A 20,031-nucleotide genomic window follows, 5' to 3' on the forward strand; every position below is an offset into this window, starting at 1 on the left:
ACCGTGAGGTTGGACGATCTGCCCGACTGGCTGCCGGACTGGTGTGTGGACCAGCTGGGGGAGGAGCCGGTCGGCGTGCTGTTCGAGCGGGTGTCGATCTCGGCGGTGTTCGGGCTGCGGCTGGCCGGTGGGCGCGACGTCGTGGTGAAGGCACGGGAGGACGACGGCCGGGCCGAGGCGTGCGTCGCGGCGCAGGCTCGGCTGGCGGAGCGCGGGTTTCCGTGCGCCCGGCCGATCACGCCGGTCGTCGGCGTCGGTGCGCTGGCCGTGCACGCCGAGGAGTCCCGGCCCGGCGGTGAACTGCTCCGCGGCGACTCACCGGACATCGCGGTGCGCTACGCGGCGGTGTTCGCCCGGCTGATGGCGGAACTGGCCGGCGTGACCGTCCCGCCGCCGCTGCCGAACCCGCGCTGGGCGCGGTGGGACCACTCGGATTCCGGGCTGTGGCCGGCGATCGGCTTCCTCGACGAGCGGGACCAGAGCGTCGTGCCCGCGTACGTCGTCGACACGGCGGAGCGGGCCCGCAAGCGGTTGCTGGCGGCCGGGCTGCCGTGCGTCTTGGGCCACGCCGACTTCGAGGCGCAGAACCTTCGTTGGCACGGAACGGAAGTGTGGGCGGTGCACGACTGGGACAGCCTGGCGTGGCAACCGGAGGCGGCACTGGTGGGTGCGGCGTGCGGGGCGTTCGCCAGTGCGTCGCCGCCGACGCTGGCGCCGATCGAGAGCTCCGCCGCGTTCCTGGCGGCCTATCAGGACCTCCGCGGGCGGCGGTTCACCGCGGAGGAACAAGAGATCGCGTGGGCGGCAAGCCTGTGGCCGGTGGTGCACAACGCCCGCTGGGAGGCGCTGCACGGCGATTCCCCGGTGTGTGGTGAAGCGGTCCGTGCGCAGGCGGCCGAACGGCTCCGGCTGGCGAACGCCTAGACCCTCAGCGCGTGCGGGTGGACCAGGACGTCGTCGACGCTCGGGTCGTTGCCGCGCTTGTAGTAGTAGTCGTCACCGAAGCGTTCGGCAGCAAGGATCTCCCACTCCACGGCGGCGCGCAGGTGCGTGCCGAGTGACTCGGCGGTGAGGCGCGCGATGCGCTGGATCTCCGGTGAGAACCCCGCATCGCGTACCTGGTCGAGGAAGCGGTCCCGGCTGTCGACGAAGTCCGCGAGGTAGCCGTTGACGATCTCCACCACCCGTCTCAGTCCTTCGGCCGGTGTGCAGCCGGTCTCGTGGCACAGGATGGTGATCGCGTCGTGCTGGCGTCCGACGTCCCGTTGCTTCTCGTAGGAGATGACGTCGTTCGCCAGCCCCACGTGGTGTGCCATCGCGAGCCGCATCTCGGCGAACGCGGGCAGCTCGCGCACCGGACCCGGCAGTTCGGCGTGGTCGGCGATCTCGCACAGGTCGCTGTACGGCCAGCTGGCGATCGACAGGTGCCGGTAGGCCAGGTACTCGTCGAACCCCGGGACGTAGCCGTCCGCCCAGTGCCTGGCCTCCAACGGCATGGTCTCCAGCCATGCCACGGTGGAGTGCACGAACTGCCTGCGCCAGCTCTCCTCGGTCGAGACCGCCGTCAGGCGGGCCCACCAGTCGGCCAGCGCGGTGCCCGCCGGGGTGAGCCGGGGCGGTGGGGTGTCGTTGAGGATGTCGACGAACTCGGCTATCACGGCGGCGGTGCGGTCGCGGTCGAGGCCGACGTCGGCGTCGTCGATCTGGTCATCGAGCACGAAACCCCAGCCCATGAACTGGTCGAGCAGGACCAGCGTCGGCATGTCGGCGTTGGGGTAGAAGCCGCCCGTCAGCAGGTCGCAGCGGGAACCCTTGAGAACACTGAGGTTTCCGGTGGACGGCAGCATGCCGTGCGCGGCGAGCCAGTCGAACATCCGGTCGTGGGCGGCCCAGATGTGCCGGTTCATGCCGCCGTAGGGGATCGGCATGTCGAAGCGCAGGGAAGGGTGGTACGGCACTACGAAGTCAATCACGGTCAGCTCCTCGGGAGGTGACGATCACGTCCAGGTGGGAGGGGCGCAGGGTGGGGGCGGCGGTGGGTGTGATCGGGTCTCCGGCCGCGGTGAGGTGCCAGCGTTGGCACAGCGCGGCGAGCAGGACGCTCGCCATCGTCCACGCGAAGTGGTCGCCGGGGCAGCGGTGCATCCCGGTGCTGAACGGCAGATAAGCCTCGCGCGGCAACGACTTCGCGCGCTCCGGCAGCCAGCGGTCCGGGTCGAACCGGTCCGGGTCCGGGAAGTTCTCCTTCCGGCGGTGCAACGTGTAGAGGCACACGAACACCGGCCTGCGGGCGGGCACGACCACGTCGCCGAGCCGCACCTCGGTCAGCGTGCGGCGCGACACCAGCCAGCCAGGCGGGTACAGGCGCAGGATCTCGGTGAACATCCGCCGCAGGTAGTCGAGCTTCGGCACGTCCCCGACGGTGATCGGCCGGCCGGACAGCACCTCGTCGAGCTCGACCTGAACCCGTTGCTGTACTTCGGGACTCTCGGTCATGAGGTGGATCGCCCAGCTGAGCGCGGAGGTGATCGTCTCGGTGCCCGCGACCAGCAACGCCATCGCCTCGTCGCAGATCTCCTGGTCCGAAAGGCCATGCCCGTCACGGACCAAAGTGGACAACATGTCGCCGTGGTCCTCGCCGCTCGTCCGGAGGTACGCGACGGCGTCCGCGATCGTCGCGCGCACCTGCCTGATGGCGTGGTTGGTGCGCCGGTTGTCCGGGGTGGGGATGTGGCGCATCAGGCCGGTCGGGTCGTACATCGACTTCGTGATGCCGGCGAGCGCCGGCGGCAGGTACCGCTTGAAATCCGCCACCCGTGCCTCGTCGATGCCCGCCGTCACCAGAGTTCTGGTGACGACCTCGAAGCTGAAGTCGTTGAGCAGGTCGTCCAGCGGCAGCCGTTCGCCGTCCCGCCACGACGCCACGAGGTCGTGCGCGGCGGAGGCCATCGTGGGCGCGTACTCCGGAATGCGGCGCCGGTCGAGGGTCGGCTGCACCAGGCGGCGGCGTTGCCTGTGCAGGTCCCCGTCGGCGGTCAGCGAGGTCTTGCCGACGATGCGGGCGACGGCTTCGAAGATCATGCCGCGGTCGAACTTCCTCGCGTCCTCGACGAAGATCTGCTGTGCCAGCTCGGGGCTGCTGACGAGGTACCACGGCTGCCACCCGCCGTAGAGGACGGCGATGTCGTCGTCCGGGTCGGCGCCGCTCATCAGCTCTAGCGGGCGGCGAACCAGCGTGAGCGCGTGCCCCACCAGCGGAAGCCGGCCGGGCAGTACGGGTGGGGTCATGCCGGGTCTCCTGGCAGGTGGGCGACCGCAGTGACGAACGGGGCCATGACGGAGGTGGCGCCGGACAGTTCGAGGCTGTCGATCACCTCGACCTGGAAACCCTTGGCGCGCACGGTGTCCAGCGTCGGCCGGGTGATCCGGCACCCACCCACGAACAGCCGGAACGCGGGCGTGCACAACCGCTGCAGCAGCCGGCCGTTGCGGATGTGCTCGAACAGCAGCAGCTCACCGCCGGGCCGCAGCACGCGAGCGATCTCGGACACCGCCCGCGCCGGGTCTTCGACCGAGCAGAGGGTGAGCGTGCTGATCACGGTGTCGACGCTGTGGTCCGGCAGCGACAGCTGTTCGGCGGGACAGTCGATGACCCGCACCGGCACCCGTGACTCGGGCACGCGGCGCAGCAGCCGCCTGCGGTACGCAGGGTCCGGCTCGCAGGCGATGTACTCGTCGACGTCGGTGAACCGCACCATGTTCATGCCCGTGCCCGCGCCGATCTCCAGCACCGTGCCCTTCGACCGGTCGGCGACCCACTGCCGTGCGCGGCCGAGCCAGTCGACCTCGGCGTAGTTGTTGAGCCGGTCGTACAGCGCGGCGTAGATCGGATGGCTACGCACCACCTTCGTGCTCCTTCCACAGTGAGGTCAGCCACTCGTCGGCGGACAGCAGCTCGCCGAGCGGGCGGTCGGCCTGTTCGGCGAACGCGGCCATCAGCTCCCGCATCCGCGTCAACAGTCCATCCATATAGGACTGTGGTGCGAACGTGGGGTCGAACATTCCGGTGAGCCGCAGTGTGTCGCCCACGGGCCGGGCGACGACCGCCAGGTTGGTGGGGAGCTGGAACACCTTGCCGGGGAACTCGTCCATGAACTGGTCGGTGCGCTCGGACGGGCACCCGGCCAGGTCCAGTCCGGTCGACGGCCCGAGCAGCTCGAACACGATGCCCTGCGACTGCGTGAAGATCGCCGTCATGTCCGGCAGGATCTGTGCCAGCCCGAGCAGCGGGACGCTGTCGTGCCGCAGCGCGCCGTGCACGTCGGCGTTGGCCGCGGCGAGTACCTCGGAGGCGGGCAGGTCGGTGCGCAGCCGGTGCCGCAACAGGGTCCCGTCGACCCAGATGCCCGCCATGCGTTGCAGCTCCGCGTCCTTGCGGGCCCCGTTGACGGCCAGCATCCGCACGTCGGTGTCGCCGGTGTCGGCGGCGACCAGGGCCGCGAACACCGTGTAGAGCGCGGTGAACGCCGTGGTCTTGTGGTCACGGGCGAACCTCAGGAACGCCTGCGCCTCGCCGGCCGGTAGCAGGATGGACCGCAGCTCCGTGCTGTGCGGCAGCATCGAGTCCACACTGGACGGTGGGATGAGTTCGATCGGGCTACACCCGGCGACCTTCGCCGCCCAGTACGAGATGTCCGCCTCGTCCGGTGGTGCCGGCGGCCGGGCGAGCACTGCCCGGTAGCTGACCGGCTCGGGCAGGGATTTGCCGTTGTACAGCGCGGAAAGCTCCTGTTCGACGATGTCCACGGTGAACGCGTCGGCCACGATGTGGTGCATGCGCAGCACGAGCACGTGGTCGTCGTCGGAGTACCGGACCAGGCCGGCGGCGAACACCCGGCCGTCGGTGATCGACAGCGGCCGCAGTTCGCCGACGCTCGCGACGGTCTCCAGCAGCCCGGTGCCCGGTGGGTCGACCACCTGGTAGCACTTCATCATGTCCGGCTCGAGGTGCACGGTCAGCCGCAGCGACTCGTGCCGGGCGACGAGTTCGTCGACCGCAGCGCTCAGCACCTCGGTGTCCAGCGGGCCGTGGATGCGGTAGTGGAACTCCAGCTTGCACTCGGGACCGGCCAGCAGGCCCGTCTGGAGCTGAACGTCGATGCCCCAGATCAGCATCTGCGACAGGCTCAGCGGCAGCCGTTCGCCGAACCCCTCGGGCGCGTCGGGCGACTCCGGCCGGGCGGCCCGTGGTGACTCGGCCAGCCGCGCGGCGAGCTGTGCCACGGTCGGCAGATCGAACACCGTCCGGATCGGCAGCGGGACACCGAAGTGGTCGCCCAGCCGCACGGCCGCGCGCATCGCCAGCAACGAGTCGCCACCCAGTTCGACGAAGTCGTCGTGCAGCCCGACCCGGTCGACACCGAGCAACGACGCCAGCACCTCGGCGACCCGGCACTCGACCGGACCGACCGGCGGGACGTACGGCGTGCTCAGCTCGGGCCGATCCGCGGACGGCGCGGGCAACGCCGCAAGGTCGATCTTGCCGTGTGCGGTCAGCGGCAGCCCGGTGAGCGCGACGTACGCGATCGGACGTTCGTAGTCGGCGAGCACCTTGGCGGCGTGCTCACGCAACTCCGGGAGCAGGCGTTCGGTGGCGCCGGCGATCACGTGCCTGTGCAGCGGAGCGCTGACGAGGTCACCGCCGGGCTGGGGCGCGGGCCAGCGCACCGCGCTTTCCTTGCCCGGCGGGAAGAACACGGCGTCCAGCTCACCCTGCGGCCAGCCCGACGCCCTGGAGAGCCGGACGGTCCACCCCGCCTCCCGCGCCTTCGCCACGAGATCTTCGGGGTGCACCGCGGACGCCTCGGCCTCGGCCGCGATCCGGCGCAGGTCCGCGGCGGTCAGCGAGTCGTCCGGCAACGCCGACCGCACCGCACATGCACCGGCGCAGCGCGCGTTCGGGATCCGTTGCACACCAATGGGTTCCGCGCCGGCCAACTCGATGTCGCCGGACCAGTCGCGCCATGCGACCTCGATGCCGGTATCGGGCGAGCTGACGACGTCGAACCGGAAGTCGTTCATCTCGTTGCGCCGGCGGCCCCGGCGCGGCCGGACCTCGAACTGCTTGCCCTGGAACCACCGCGGATCGACGAGCAGTTGCGGATCCCGCTCGACGCGCCGCCGCCAGCGTTCGCGCAGCCGGGCGGACGGCTCGTCGTCCCCGGCCGACGCGAGCACGACGGCGGCGTGGAACGCGTCGCGCAGCCCCAGGTCGAGCACGTCGCCGATGACGACCCGCCGGCCCGCGTTGACGGCACCCGTCACGACCTCGGTCAGGTAGTCCTCGCTCGGGAAGTACTGGGTGACCGAGTTGCACAGCACCAGGTCGAACCCGGTCTCGGTGGTGCGCGCGTCGCCGTGGCGCAGCTCGACGTGGCCGAGCCCGGCCGCGCGCAGCCGTTCGCCCAACGCGTCCAGCGCCGGTTTCGACACGTCCACACCGACGACTCGCGACCGTCCGGCCGCGAGCGGCGTCAGCAGCTGGCCCGTGCCGCAGCCCAGCTCCAGCACCGACTCCGGTGCGCCTTCCGACGCGAGCGCGACCGTCGCCGCCACCCACTCGGTCATGTCCTCTTCGGACAGTCGTTCACCGGTGGCGCTGCTGGTCCAGCCGCTGCGCTCGTCGTGCTGGTCGAGGTCGTCGACGACGCCGGTCCACGCCTGCCGCAGCTCGTCGGCGGCGGACTCCTCGTCCCACTCGGGCACCACGTACGCGACGAGCCCGTCGCGATGCACCACCACGGCGTCCCGAACCCCGTCATGACGGCGCAACGCGGCGGCCACCCCGTCCGGTTCGACCCGATAGCCACGGATCTTGACCTGGTTGTCGAGCCGGCCGCGCAGCTCCAGCTGTCCGTCCGCACGCCAGCGGCCGAGGTCGCCGGTGCGGTAGGCGAGCCGGTCCGGGTCGAGCGGGTGGGGCCCGAACTTCGCGCGGGTCAGCTCCGGGTCACCGAGGTAGCCGTCGGCGAGACCGGCGCCGGCGACGCACACCTCGCCGAGCTCGCCGACCGGGGCGAGCCCGCCCGTGTCGTCGACCACCCAGACCTCGGTGTTCGCGATCGGCGTGCCGACGACCACGTCCGCGCCCGGCAGCAACGTCGCCGCGGTGCACCACACGGCGGCCTCGGTCGGGCCGTACTCGTTGACCAGCGCGACGTCCGGCAGCATCCGGTAGTGCTCGGACACCAGTTCCCGCGGGCAGGGCTCACCCGCCACGATGACCTGCCGCAGGCCCGGCTTTGCTTTGTCCATAGTGGACAACGCGGCGCGGTGTAGTGACGGGGTCAGCAGCGTGTGGCTGACGGCGCCGCCGGACATCGCCTCGGCGAGCTCGGTGACCGCTTCGGAGGTGTCCGGAGACAGCAACCGCAGTTCGCCGCCGCAGAGCAGGGTCCACCAGATCCCGGCGAGGCTCGAGTCGAACGTCATCGGCGAGATCAGCGCGAACGCGGTGACCGGTGTGGGATAACGGTGCAACCGGGCGAGCGTGGAGTTCGCGATGGCGCGGTGCGACACGGCGACCGGCTTCGGCCGGCCCGACGTGCCCGAGGTGCGGATCACGTAGGCGATGTCGTCGAGCTTTACGTCGAGCGGGCCCGCCAGCTCCGGTGGCGCAGGGGGTTCGGAGATCACGAGGTCCGCCGGGACGACGTCGGTGGCGTTGCCGGGCACGTAGGTCGCGCCCGCGGCGAACACCGCGGCCTGCGTCACCACGGCGTCCATGCCGCGTGGCAGTTCGCACGCCACGCGCCTGAGCCCGAGCGATCTCAGGTGCGCGGCCAGGCTGTCGATCCGGGTGCCGAGTTCGGCGTAGGTCAGCATGCCGGTCGAGTCCCGCAGTGCGACTTTCTCCGGATGCTCGGCGATCGTCCGCCTCAGCAACACGGGTAGCGGTGCCAGCGAAAGGTCGACCTCCGTCGAGTTCCACTTCGTCTGCTGGTTCTCCGCTACGACGCGCAGGTCAGACATGGCTGCTCCGTTTCATGGTCCTCACTGCCCTGACGACCCGACGCGCCTGGTGGCCGTGCATGCGCAGGTCGCCGCGCAACGACGGCGCGCCGACGAAGAACAGGCCGTCGGCGCCGGGCTCGGGCGGCAGGCCCTCGTCGTCGAGCACGCCGAGGTGCCCGACGAGGTCGGCGAACGCGGGCCGGAATCCGGTGGCCGCGATGACGACGTCCGGCCGCAGCCGATCGCCGCTGGCGAGGCAGACCGTGTCGCCCTCGAAGCCCTCCACGGCAGCGGTGATCTTCAACCGTCCACTTCGGACAGCGGCGGCGAGGCCGCGTTCCGCGGTGGGGGCGAGCCGGTCGCGGTTGAACCGGGTGCAGGCACCCTCGACCGGCACGCCGAGGCCGTGCTCGGCGAGATCGCCGTAGTACTTGCGGTGGGTGTAGAGGCTCAGCTTGTCCTTCACCGAGTCGGACAACCAGCCGAACAGCGCGCCGAAGTACTGCAGCACCGGGTCGCTGGGGATGATCAACGGCGGGGTGCGCACCGCGAGCCGCACCTCGGCCGCGACGCCGAGCAGTTCGACCGCGGTCTCGACTCCGGAGTTGCCGGAACCCACCACGAGCACGTGTTTTCCGGCGAACTCCTCGGGCGTCCGGTAGTCGGCCGCGTGCAGCAGCCGGCCGCTGAACCCACCGGGCCACGCCGGGAGGTACGGGCGGGCCGCCCAGCCGGTGGCCACCACCACGGCCTCGGCGGACAGCACGGTCCCGTCGGTGAGCACGACCGACCACGGGTCCGCGCGGTCGACCCGTTCCACTGTGTGGCCGAACCGTATCTTTATTTGATGACGGTCGGCATACGAACTCAGATACTCTGCGTAATCTACGCCGCTGGGCCAAGTCCCTGATCTTCTCGGAATCGGGAACCCTGGAAGACCGGACAAAGCTCGCGCGGTATTGAGGCGGAGGCTTTCAGGACGGTTTCGCCAGCGCTCGCCGGGGTGGGATCCCTGTTCGACGACGACCACGCGCAGGCCTGCTGCCTGCAGTGATGCTGCTGTGGCGAGACCGGCGGAGCCGGCACCGATGACTATATGGGACTGATCGGTTTCGTGAATCATGTAACCACTCCCGTCGGCCCCAAGGATGGGAGCGACGGGGTGGATTAACAATTAAACGTAACGAAAATCCACAAAACGTAGCGGAAGGGTATTGCGCGTCTCACTACGTGACGAAAAGTTGGGCCGTTGTGGTGATTGCATCCTGGGCCGCCGGCGCGATCACCAGGATCGCGCCGGCGTCGATGCCGGGAGCGGCTACCGCCCGGTCACGGTGCAGGTGGCAGTGGCGGTCTTCGCCGGGTTGCTCTCCGACGTGGCCGTGAGGGTCACCTTCGCGACCGCCGGTCCGCTGTCCCGCTTCACGTGCACGGGCACGTCCACGCGGGCGCCGAACTGAGCCGTCGCGAGGGCGTTGGGCACGGAGACGGACCAGCCGTTCTCCGCCTTCGCCGACACCCGGTACACGTCACCGTCGACGTACTGCCCGGTGCCACGACCGGTGTTGGTCAAGGGGAACCGGCACGTCGCCACGCCGTCCGAGCCGGTGCGGGCGGAGGTCGGCGTGACCCGCACACCGCGCTGCTGCGGGCCCGCGCCGGCCAGCGAACGGACGGCCACGGTGTAGGACAGCACGCCCTGCGGAGAGCGTTTGACGTCCAACACGTAGAAGTGCAGCTTGTTGGCCCGGTCGACGTACTCGTACTCACTGCCCGAGTTGGTGCCCGCGTGGAACAGGGCGTCCGACAGCTGCCGGTAGTCGCCGACCGTGATGGGGACCTTGGTGCCGTCCGGCAGGACGTAGTCGGTCATGCCGATGTCCTGCGGGTTGGCGTCGATCACCCACGCGAACGGCGCCTGGTCGGCGTTCTTCGTCTTGGCCAGTAGCACGCCCGCGTCCGGCGTGAACGAGTCCGAGCCCATCCGGTCCACGACCTCGAGCGTGTAGTTCTGGTATCCGCCGCCGTCGCAGAACGGGTCGGTCTGGACGTTGCAGGAGGGCGAGAGGTCGGTGCCGAGCGTGACGTTGATGCCCGACAACCCGGTCGCGCCCGGCTGCACCTCGCGAGCGGTGATCTTGGCGATGACCATGCCGGAGTTGGCCAGGTTGTCGCGGGACAGGCGCAGCACGTTGCGGTCGTCGATGATGCCGAGCTTCATCTTGTTGCGCAGCAGGTGTTGCGCGCCCATCGACGCGCCGCCGGTCGCCGGGATGACCCACCGCGAGTGCGGGCCGCCGGGGCCGTTGAACGCGCCGCGCGACAGCATGTCCCACGGGCCGGAGTAGTCGCGGCGCGGCGGGTTGCCGTACGGGTTGTTGTAGTTGTCGCCGATGCCGAGGATGTGGCTCAGCTCGTGCGCGTACACGCCCTGGCCCGAGCTCTCCGCCTGGGTGGACGAGCCGCCGCCCGCGTTGGGCCAGATGCTGGAGCCCGCCGCCCACGACGTCCAGTCGACGTAACGGGTGCGCGTCCAGTTCGGCAGGGCGGGGTCGGGCGGGCCGAACGCGTCGGTCACGTCCTCCTTGGTCCGGAACTTCATCATCCCGAACTCCTGCCACGTCCCGGACTCGTCCTGGCCCGCGGACAGGTAGTAGACGAAGTCGAATCCGGCCGGCACCTCCGAGCCGACGTCGGCGACCCACGCGGCGCGGCCGTCGGTGCGGATGTTGCGGTTGCACGTGTCGCCCGCCGGGCAACCGGTGCCGCCCTGGAACTCCATGGCGTACTCGTGGTCCTTGCCCGGCATGGTGTACGGACCGAACGCCTTCAGGTCGACGCCGTAGCGTCCGCCGGAGGTCTCCATCCAGTACTCGTGCACGGTGTGGCCGCGGTTGACGCCGTTCGGCTTGTTGAGGAAGTCCTGGTAGAACTGCGCGACCTGGGCGCGCGGGATGTCGTGGGCCTCGGCGCTGGGGTTGCCGAACACCGTCGACTGCTTCGGCTGCGTCACCACGAACGGCTGGTTCGGGTAGTCGAGCAGCACCAGCGCGCCCTTGAAGTTGCGCACAGAACCCTTGACCGCGGGGTCCGCCCAGTTCGTTCCAGGGATCTTCCGGTAGTCACGCTCCCACGTCATGTGGTCGGGGTTGACCCAGTTCTGCGGGTCGATCGGGCCGGGGAACCCGGCCTGCGCCGCGACCCGCAGGGAGTCACGGGTCTGCTGCCACGGCTGCTGCTGCGGCCAGTGGTCGTACTGCCAGGGGTTCGAAGGAGGAGCTGCGACCGCGCTGGAGTTGCCCGCGACGAGCGCGGCGAGGAAGAACAGCGCGGTGATCAGCAGGACAGGGTGCCGATACCTGTGGCTCATCGAACCACTGAACCGCCCGGCGTCGCCGGGCGGAAATGTTGTCAGTTAACGGAAACCTCCTGCCGTCGCACCATCTCGGCGATCCAGATCGGCGCGAACGGCGACGTGCAGTTCGGCGGTGTCGGATAGTCCTTGAGCACCTGCAGGCGTTCGCCGATGGCGATCGCGCGGGCGCGGTGCTCGGGGTGCTCGATGCCGATCTGGGCCAGGCAGTGGTTCATCGCCCACTGCAGGCGGTCCGGGGCGTCCTTCATCCGCGCCTCGATAATGTCGAGCAGTCCCGGGAGGTCGAGGTCCTCGGGCTTGCGGGCCACGAGGTCGGTGGTCAACGCCCAGCCGGCGCTCGCGACGACCGGATCCGGATCGGCGAACCACGCCAGGCGCAGCTCCTCGGCGTGCGGGCTCTTCTTCACCACGTAGTTCACGACCCAGTCGTGCACCTTGGGCTTGCGCGCCTCACGGAGCATCGCGTCCAGCTCGTCGCGCTCGAACGCCTTGGGGCGGCAGATCAGCAGCGCCAGCAGCCGGGCCGCGGTGTCGCCGGTCCTCCACAGGTCCCGCGAGAGTTCCTGCTGGGTCTTCAGCCGCTTGGCGAGCGCCCGCAGTTTGCCGAGATTCACGCCGTGGTCGTCGCCGTGCTTCTCGTTCACCGCGCGCGCCTTCGGATCCTCGAGCGCGGCCAGTTCGGCCATCACCTGGGCAACCGTCGTTTCGGACACCCCGACAGCGTACGAGATTCCGCAGCGACGCGAATGTCGAGGAAACAAACGGTTTCAGTTGACAGCCAACGAGCCGGAGTTCTACTTTCGTTACGAATTACATCGGAGGTTCTGGCTCTTTGGGCCTGGACTCCGTCGCCCCGATGTGCACTCCCTGTCGACTCCCGCCGCCAGGAAGGACACACACCGCGATGCCGGACCCCATCCGCTTCAGCCGAAGGACCGTCCTCCACTCGCTGGCCCTGGCCGCTCCCGCCACGTTCCTCGCCGCGCCCACCGCACACGCCGCCGCGCCGCTGTGGCACCCCAACCCCGCGACCGACGGGCTCAAGGCGTTCGAGGGCATCGAGGCCGACCGCGGTGGCCACCACCCCGAGCGCAAGTACGTCGTCGTCGAGGGCGGCGACCACTACCGGTTCAACATCTGGAAGGACGACCGCGACACCACCGGCGGTGGCGACCGTCAGCGCACCGAGTCCAAGGGCATGGTGCAGAACGGCACCGCGATCAAGATGCGCAACGGCGAGAAGTGGACGCTCTCCTACGAGATGTACATCCCCGCTTCGCTGCACGGCACCAGCAAGTTCACGCACATCTTCCAGACCAAGACCCCCAAGACCAACGGCGGGCCGTGGGTGGTGCTGGACCTGATGCGCAGCGGTGGCAAGGAAGTGATCGCGGCGCGCGCGTACGCCAACTCCGGGTCGCCGAACATCGCGGCCACCGACCTCGCACCGCTGCGCAACAAGTGGATCACCATCGAATGGACGTTCACGCCCGGCCCCAGCGGTGCCGCCGGATGTGTCATCCGCAACGGGACCGGGTCGGGAGCGCCGATCGCCGCGCAGGGCAACCGGACGGGCGTGAAGATCCCGGACGAGGGCGACTACGTGCGCCCCAAGTGGGGCATCTACCGGTCCGTGCAGAGCGCGTCGTCGGACATCCTCGACACCTACATCATGTTCCGGAACTACTCGGCGGGACGGGCCTAGCGGCTGCACTCCAGCGTCAGGTCGTTCTACCGGCGCACGTCCGCGCCGTCTGTCCTTTGTGGCCGATGATCTCCAGCGCGTCGGTTGTCCTTCAACAGGACCGGTGCAGGGCCGGTCAGCAGGGTGTTCCGCCTGCCATGCGGGCGGAGCACCCTGTCCTGTGCCTTCGGGGAGTTGTGCCCCTCAGTCCTGTTGTGCTGCAAGGAGTTCACGTACCTTGCGCGCCAGCACGGCCGCGGTGAACGGCTTCTGCAGCAGTGCGACGCTCGGGCTCGACAGGTGCTCGCGCACCTCGGCGCTGTTCGTGTACCCGGACACGTACAGGACGGGAATGCCGGGACGCAGCTCCTGCAGGCGTTCGGCGAGCTCGCGGCCGCCCATCTCGGGCATGACGACGTCGGTGACAACGGCGTCGACGTCCTCGGCGACCGCGAGCGCCTCCGCGCCGTTGGCCGCCTCGATCACGCGGTAACCGTAGTGCTCCAGGAACAATCGGGTCGCGGTGCGGACCGACGCCTCGTCCTCGACGAGCAGGACCGTCTCCCGTGAGGCGACGTGCGGGACGTGCGGGCGCTGCTCGGGTTCCGGAGCTCGGGCTCCGGCGAGCGAGCGCGGCAGGTGGACCTCGAAGCTGGTGCCCACACCCGGCGCGCTCGTGACGGTGACGTGCCCGCCGCTGCGCTGGACGATGCCGAAAACCGTTGCGAGACCCAGACCTGTGCCCTGGCCGGAGGGTTTCGTCGTGAAGAACGGCTCGAAGATCCGCCGCTGTGTCTCGGCGTCCATGCCGACGCCGGTGTCGGTGATCGACAGGACGACGTAGCCGCCCGGTTCCACGCCGAGCCGTTCGCCCGCGGTCTGCTCGTCCAGCTCGACCTCGGCCGTGGCGATCGTCAGGCGGCCACCGCCCGGCATGGCGTCGCGGGCGTTGACGGCGAGGTTCACCACGATCTGTTCGAGCTGGCCGCGGTCGGCGAGTACCAGGCCGGGGGAGGGCGCGAGCCGCGTCACGAGGTCGACGTCCTCGGCGATCAGCCTGCGCAGCATGGCTTCGACGCCGGTGACGACGTCGTTCAGGTCGACCAGCGCCGGCTGCAGGACCTCCTGGCGGCTGAACGTCAGCAGCTGCCGCGTCAGCGCCGCCGCCCTGGCGCCCGCGCTCTGGATCTCCTCGGCGGCCTCGCGCAGTTCCTCGTCGTCCGCGAGCCACCCCTTGAGCAGCTCGCTGTAGCCGTTGATTACGACGAGCAGGTTGTTGAAGTCGTGCGCGATACCGCCCGCCAGCCTGCCCACGGCCTCCATCTTCTGCGAGTGGCGCAGCTGTTCCTCCAGCTGCGCCTGCGTCCGTTCCGCGCGCTCGCGAACGGCCATCTGTTCGCGGAGGTCCGCGTTGACGCGGGCGAGCTCGGCCGTGCGTTCCGCGACGCGTTCCTCCAGGCGGCGCCGGCCCTCCTCGACCTCGGCCAACGCGCGGCGCTCCCGTTCGACGAGGATGACGCCCGCCAGCGCGCTCGCGATCTGGCCCTGCAGGGCCTCGTAGATCCAGCCGATTCGGACACCCGCCTCGAAGAGCACGAAGCCGAGCCGTTCCTCCTTGAAGTACAAGGGCAACGCGACGAAGCTGACCGGCTCGTCGCGGACGAGGAACTCGTCGGGCGCCAGCTCCAGCGTCGGGAAGCGGGTCTGTGCGTCGAACCGCCGGCCGCGGTCGCACGCGAGCGCGAGCACGGCGCCCGGCGGCACCTGCGACTCGGTCGTCGGCGGGTCGTACAGGGCGACCGCGCAGCTCGGGATCCCGACGCGTGGCAGCTCGGCCGTGAGCACATCGCCGAGGTCGCCGACCTCCCGTGCGGTCACCAGCCGTTGCCCGAGCGTGCGGACGACCTCGTCGCGCTTCTCCACGATCAGGTGCTCGAACTCGCGCTGCTGGCCGACGATCTCGGCCAGCAGCCGCTGCGTCCGCAGCCAGAGGTCCTCGGCCGGTGGCAGCTGGTCGAGCGGCCGCTCGCGGCGGGCCCACTGCCGCAGTTCCGCGAGCGCGGAGGCCGCGGAGTCGACGCCCCCGGTCCGGGCGAGGGTGTCCACCGCGGCCAGGAACCCTTCCGCACGCCCGGTTTCGAGTGCTTCCTGTGCGGCGCGAAGCAGCCGCTCGTCCGGGCGCGGGTCGTCGTCTGCGGGAACCGAGAGGCAGCCGCACGAGCGGCGCACGACGAGCTCGGGCGGCAACGTGACCGTCTCCGGGACGGCCTCGCCGCGCAACCGCGCGAGCAGCAGCTCCACCGCCGTCGTGCCGAGGTCGGCGAACGGCATGCGCACGGTCGTCAGCGGCGGCGGGGCGGAGCCGAAGTTCACCGACCGTTCGACCGCCCGGCCCGCGACGGCCGGGTCGGTGTTGTCCAGTCCCAGCGCGAAGTGGGCGCTGTTGGGCAGGTCGTCGAAGCCCACCACGGCGATGTCGTCCGGGACCCGCCGTCCCATCCGGCGCAGTCCGGCGATCGCCGCCTGGGCGAAGAAGTCGCTCGCGGCGACGATCGCGTCCGGGCCGTGCGCCTGCACCTCGGCGGCCATGGCGGCCGCCGCCCTCGGTTCCCACCAGCCGGGTGCGGCGGGCACGAGGTCGGGGTCGAACGGGATCCCTCGCGCGGCCAGCGCCTCGAGGTAGCCGCGGTAGCGCAGCTCGGCGCCGGGATGGGTGGCCGGACCGCGCACGAACGCGATCCGCCTGTGGCCGTGCACGTCGAGGAGGTGCTCGACCGCGGCCTTCGTCCCGCCGGCGTCGTCGAACAACACGCTCAGGTGCCCCGGCAGCGGATGTTCGATGCTGACGAGCGGCAACGGCCCGAGGCGGTCGCACAGTTCCGCCACGGCGGCCGGGCCGGAGTGCGAGCTGAGTGCCGTCGTCCACACGACCAGGCCGTCCAGCCGCGCGCTGCGGGCGAGTTCGTAGACCGCGTTGGCGGACGCGCCGAAGTCGAACGGGTCGCTCAGCTCACGGCCGATGAAGGTGACGAGGTCGGCGTCCTGCTTGCGGGCGGCGTCGGCCATGCCGAGCCATTCGTCCTCAAACAATCCGGCCAGCGACATGTTGAGGGCGCCGAGGCGGAGCCGGCGCCCTTGGCATGTCCTTTGTGGATCACTCACCGCGGCCGGTACCCGCGGTCTCCGGGATCTGCCGGATTCCCTTGCCCTGCGCCGACCTGGTTCGGATGCACGGTCCTCACCATACGAGCCACCAGGCCGTGCGAGGGGTTTCTTGTTAAGAATCCGTGGTCTGCCGTGAACGCCGCACGCGGTCGAGGCTGCGCCGGGCCCGGTCGAGCCAGCGGGGGTCGCCGAGCGTCTCGAACATCGCGAGTCCGCGCCGGACGAGCGCCGCCGCCTGACCCTGTTCACCCAGCGCGAGGTGGATCTCGCCGAGACAGACCTCGGTGCACGCGGCGCCGTGCTCGTCCAGCGTGAGCGCGAACACCTCACGGCTGCGCACCGCGCAGGCGTAGGCGCCGTCCAGATCGCCCCGGCCGAGGTGCAGGTACGCGAGGCTGCGCCACGCGGCGGCCTCGCGGCGCCGGTCGCCCAGTTCGTGGAACACCTGCTGGCACGTGGTGAGCAGCTCCAGCGCCTCGCCCGCGTCGCCGAGCTCGCGCCGCACGATGCCGAGCTCCCGCATCGATGCGGCCCGCCACCGCCGGTCGCCCAGGCGGTCGAACTCCTCGGTCGCCTCACGCAGGCAGCGTTCCGCGTCCGCCCACTGCTCCCGGTACCGGTGCAGGACTCCCAACTCACGCAGCGTGTACGCGCGCCACCGCGGCTGGTCGATGGTGGCCAGCAGGCTGAGGCACTCGTTGAAACACGCGGCCGCCTCGAACAACCCGCCGCGCAACCGGTAACCGACGCCGACGGCCAGCTTGGTCACGACCTCCAGCAGCACGTCGCCCGCGGCGGGCACCATCGCGAAACATTCGCGGAAAAGCTTGTCGCACAACGCGAAATCGCGCTGTTCCCGCGCCGCGAGCCCCCAGGCGAACAACGCGTACGCGGTCCAGTAGGCACTGTCCAACCGGCGCGCGGCGGCCAGACCGAACTCCAGCACGCGGACCAGATCGGCCCACTGCGCGCGTAGCTCCAGGTAGGCGCCGATCGTCGCGCCGAGCCGGCAGGTCAGCTCGTCGGTGCCGTTGCAGACGGACCGTTCGATCGCGTCGAGCAGGCAGCCGTGTTCCTCGTCGAACCACGCGGGCGCGTTCGCCACGAGATCGTCGACCAGTCCGGGCCGCCCGAGGTCCAGTGGCGGCGCCTCGAACGACGGCAGGCCGCCGAACTCGAGCCGCAGGTCGGCGTGCCGCGCGACGTGCAGGTACGCGTCGAGCACGCGTCGCTCCGAGAGGTGCCGCTCCGGCGCCTCGCTGTCCTGCTCGGCCTTCTCCTCGGCGAACAGGCGCAGCAGGTCGTGGAAGTGGTAGCGCAGCCGGCCGGTGGCGCCGGTTCCGCACTCCAGCAGGTTCGCCTCGACCAGCCGTTCCAGCAGCCGCTCGGCGGTGCGCACGTCAAGCCCGAGCGCCGCCGCCGCGGCCCACGCCGGGAAGCTCGTGCCGGGCAGCAGCGCGAGCAGGCGGAACGCCCGTTGCTCGGCCTCGGGCAGCCCGGCGTAGCTGAGCACGAAGCTCGAGCGCACCTCGCGGTCACCGCCGACGAGCTCGTCCAGCCGGTGCTGCTCGTTCTCCAGCCGCAACGCCAGCGCGTCCGCGGTCAGGTGGGGCAGCGACCGCAGCTTGGTGCCGACGATGCGCAGGGCCAGCGGCAGGCCGCCGCACAACGCCGTGATCCGCTCCGCCGCCGCGCACTCGCCACCGGCCAGCTTGGCGAGCAGCCGCGCCGAGTCGGCCGGGTCGAGCGCGTGCAGCCGGATCCGCCTGCTCGTGTCGAGCCCGGTCAGCCGGCTCCGGCTGGTGATCACCACGCAACAGCCGGGGTGACCGGGCAGCAGCGGCCGGACCTGCTCCTCCGACGCCGCGTTGTCCAGAATGATCAGCACCCGCCGGCCGGCCAGCCGGTCGCGGAACATGCTCGACCGCTCCTCGGCGTGGCCCGGGACGTCGACGCCGGAGACGCCGAGGTCCAGCAGGAACCGCGACAGCACCTCCTCGGCCGAGCGCGGCCGCCGGTCGGCTCCGCGCAGGTCGACGAAGAGCTGGCCGTCCGGGAACGACGCGGCGAGCCGATGGCCGGCGCGGATCGCGAACGCCGTCTTGCCGACACCGGGGTAGCCGGTGACCGTCACGACCGGCAGCACGCCCGACTCCCGTTCCACCAGATCGGACAGTTCGCCGAAAGCGCTTTCCCGGCCGGTGTAGTGATCGGCTTCCGGCGGCAGCTGGCGCGGCCGGTGCTCGATCGGCGCGCGTTGCGGTGCGGGCGTGTCCGCGAGCACCTTGCCGTGCAGCTCCCGCAGGGCCCGGCCGGGCGAGATGCCGAGCTCGGTGTCGAGCAGCCGGTACACCTGCTGGTAGGCGTGCAACGCGTCCGCACGCCGCCCGGACCGGTGGAGGGCGAGCATGAGCTGTCCCCAGAACTCCTCGCGCAACGGGTGGTCGGCGACGAGCTTGCGCAGCTCCCCGACGACGTTGTGCCCCAGGTCGAGCCGCACCCGGATGTGCCGCTCCACCACGGCCAGCCGTTGCTCCTCGAGCCGGGCCAGCTCGGCCCGCAACGCGGGTCCGGCGGCGTGGTCCTCCAGGGCGTTGCCACGCCACAGCCGCAGCGCCGCGCCGAACGCGGCTTCGGCCTTGACGAGGTCGTCCGTCGCCTGATCACCCTCGGCGCTGAGCCGTTCGAACTCGCGCAGGTCGAACTCGTGGTCCGCGACGGAAAGCGCATACCCGCCGGGCCGCGTGACCAGGCGTTCAGCGCCGAGGCGCTGCCGCAGCCCGGCCACGTAGGTGCGCAGGTTGGACGCGGGTGTGGCCGGTGCGGTGTCCCAGACGGCGTCGGTGAGATAGCTGACGCTGGCCGTCTCGTTCGCACGCAGGAGCAGCGCCGCGAGCACCGCCCGCTGCCGGGAGCCGCCCAGTGCGACGACCGCGCCGCCATCGCGGACGTCGAGCGGGCCCAGAATGCGGAATTCCACGATTCGCAGTGTGCCCGACCCGCTACACCGCGTGGGCGAGATCTGGGCAAATTCCAGGCGCCGCCTGGGCGGGATCTGGGCAGCCGCCCGGCCATCGTTCCCCCTGTCCGGATCACCTTTCGAGAAGGGGGAGTTTGATGGGAATCAACAAGTTGACCGGCGGTGCGGTCATCGGTCTGCTGGGGCTGGCGCTGATGGGCACCGCGATGCCCGCGTCGGCGGACCCGGTGAGCGCTCCGGCCGGCATCACCGCCGAGGACATCGCCCAGCCCGAGCTGGCCACCGACGCGACGACCGTCGAGTACGGGTCGGTCGGCGCTGCCGACGACGTCTCCATCCAGCAGACCGCGGCGGGCGCGGTGCAGTGGTTCCGCTCCCGCAACGGCAGCACGGCATACCAGGGCTACTGCGAGCGGGCCGTGCGCCTGGCGTGGGACCGCCGCACGCACCACGCCTCGGCGATCGAGCACTGGAACTCGTCGGACGGCGTGAAGCACCGCACCGGCACGCCGCCGTTGGGCGCGTTCGTGTTCTGGAACATCAGCAACTACGGGCACGTCGGCATCGCGGACGGCCACGGTGGTTTCTGGGCGACGTCGGTCAACGGCCGGATCGGGCACGCCTCGTCGACCAGCTACTTCCGCAACTACCTCGGCTGGAAGCCCGGCAACAGCAACTGACCTCCGTCGTGAGTGGTTTTCATTGTTCCGGCAATGAAAACCACTCATGAATTTGTCCAAACAGGACGCGTCTTTCGATACAACGCTTGTCTTCGTCAAGGGCCCGTTGGGTTGAGACAGGGGGAGGGCAGCG

12 protein-coding genes are annotated in these 20,031 nt (G+C 70.5%); 3 read left to right on the top strand and 9 right to left on the bottom strand.

What is annotated here, in order from left to right; translation table 11 throughout:
- Positions 1-3: 3 nt before the first annotated feature.
- Complete coding sequence (locus QSK35_RS15445; protein ID WP_285746567.1) at positions 4-924, top strand: aminoglycoside phosphotransferase/kinase family protein; 921 nt, start codon at positions 4-6, stop codon at positions 922-924.
- Here the strand turns inward: QSK35_RS15445 and QSK35_RS15450 are convergent.
- From QSK35_RS15450 to QSK35_RS15480, 7 genes are all read right to left on the bottom strand, one after another.
- Positions 921-1,973 (bottom strand): terpene synthase family protein, encoded by a 1,053-nt coding sequence (locus tag QSK35_RS15450; RefSeq protein ID WP_285746569.1) that lies wholly within the window; start codon positions 1,971-1,973, stop codon positions 921-923. The genes QSK35_RS15445 and QSK35_RS15450 overlap by 4 nt on opposite strands.
- Entirely contained in the window at positions 1,966-3,288 is a 1,323-nt protein-coding gene (locus QSK35_RS15455) for a cytochrome P450 (protein ID WP_285746571.1), read from the bottom strand. Before QSK35_RS15455 ends, QSK35_RS15450 begins: the two co-directional genes overlap by 8 nt.
- Positions 3,285-3,905: a class I SAM-dependent methyltransferase gene (locus tag QSK35_RS15460; protein WP_285746573.1), complete on the bottom strand. Its 621-nt coding sequence runs from the start codon at positions 3,903-3,905 to the stop codon at positions 3,285-3,287. Before QSK35_RS15460 ends, QSK35_RS15455 begins: the two co-directional genes overlap by 4 nt.
- Positions 3,895-8,031 carry a non-ribosomal peptide synthetase gene (locus tag QSK35_RS15465; RefSeq protein ID WP_285746575.1) on the bottom strand — a complete coding sequence of 1,379 codons (4,137 nt, stop codon included), beginning with the start codon at positions 8,029-8,031 and terminating at the stop codon, positions 3,895-3,897. The genes QSK35_RS15460 and QSK35_RS15465 overlap by 11 nt, the downstream gene beginning before the upstream one ends.
- Positions 8,024-9,136: a flavin-containing monooxygenase gene (locus QSK35_RS15470; protein ID WP_285746577.1), complete on the bottom strand. Its 1,113-nt coding sequence runs from the start codon at positions 9,134-9,136 to the stop codon at positions 8,024-8,026. The genes QSK35_RS15465 and QSK35_RS15470 overlap by 8 nt, the downstream gene beginning before the upstream one ends.
- Before the next feature lie 195 nt (positions 9,137-9,331).
- On the bottom strand, positions 9,332-11,383 hold the full coding sequence (locus QSK35_RS15475) for a M6 family metalloprotease domain-containing protein (RefSeq protein WP_285746579.1): 2,052 nt from the start codon (positions 11,381-11,383) through the stop codon (positions 9,332-9,334).
- A 41-nt stretch (positions 11,384-11,424) separates the two neighbouring features.
- Positions 11,425-12,075, bottom strand: a complete 651-nt coding sequence (locus tag QSK35_RS15480) for a DNA alkylation repair protein (RefSeq protein ID WP_502881663.1) — start codon at positions 12,073-12,075, stop codon at positions 11,425-11,427.
- Positions 12,076-12,293: 218 nt separating this feature from the next.
- Here QSK35_RS15480 and QSK35_RS15485 point away from each other — a divergent pair, with 218 nt between their 5' ends.
- Positions 12,294-13,094 carry a hypothetical protein gene (locus QSK35_RS15485; protein ID WP_285746583.1) on the top strand — a complete coding sequence of 267 codons (801 nt, stop codon included), beginning with the start codon at positions 12,294-12,296 and terminating at the stop codon, positions 13,092-13,094.
- Positions 13,095-13,277: 183 nt separating this feature from the next.
- On the opposite strand, the gene QSK35_RS15490 is transcribed toward QSK35_RS15485, so the two are convergent.
- The gene (locus tag QSK35_RS15490) at positions 13,278-16,163 is read right to left on the bottom strand and encodes a substrate-binding domain-containing protein (RefSeq protein WP_285746585.1); all 2,886 of its coding nucleotides are present in this window, start codon (positions 16,161-16,163) and stop codon (positions 13,278-13,280) included.
- Between the two features lie 187 nt (positions 16,164-16,350).
- Positions 16,351-19,218 (bottom strand): AfsR/SARP family transcriptional regulator, encoded by a 2,868-nt coding sequence (locus tag QSK35_RS15495; protein WP_285746587.1) that lies wholly within the window; start codon positions 19,216-19,218, stop codon positions 16,351-16,353.
- Positions 19,219-19,355: 137 nt separating this feature from the next.
- Between QSK35_RS15495 and QSK35_RS15500 the strand changes: the two genes are divergently transcribed.
- Positions 19,356-19,898 (top strand): hypothetical protein, encoded by a 543-nt coding sequence (locus QSK35_RS15500; protein WP_502881658.1) that lies wholly within the window; start codon positions 19,356-19,358, stop codon positions 19,896-19,898.
- Positions 19,899-20,031: the final 133 nt, after the last annotated feature.

The sequence above is a fragment of the Lentzea sp. NBRC 105346 genome, from assembly GCF_030269605.1.
Classification (GTDB): domain Bacteria; phylum Actinomycetota; class Actinomycetes; order Mycobacteriales; family Pseudonocardiaceae; genus Lentzea.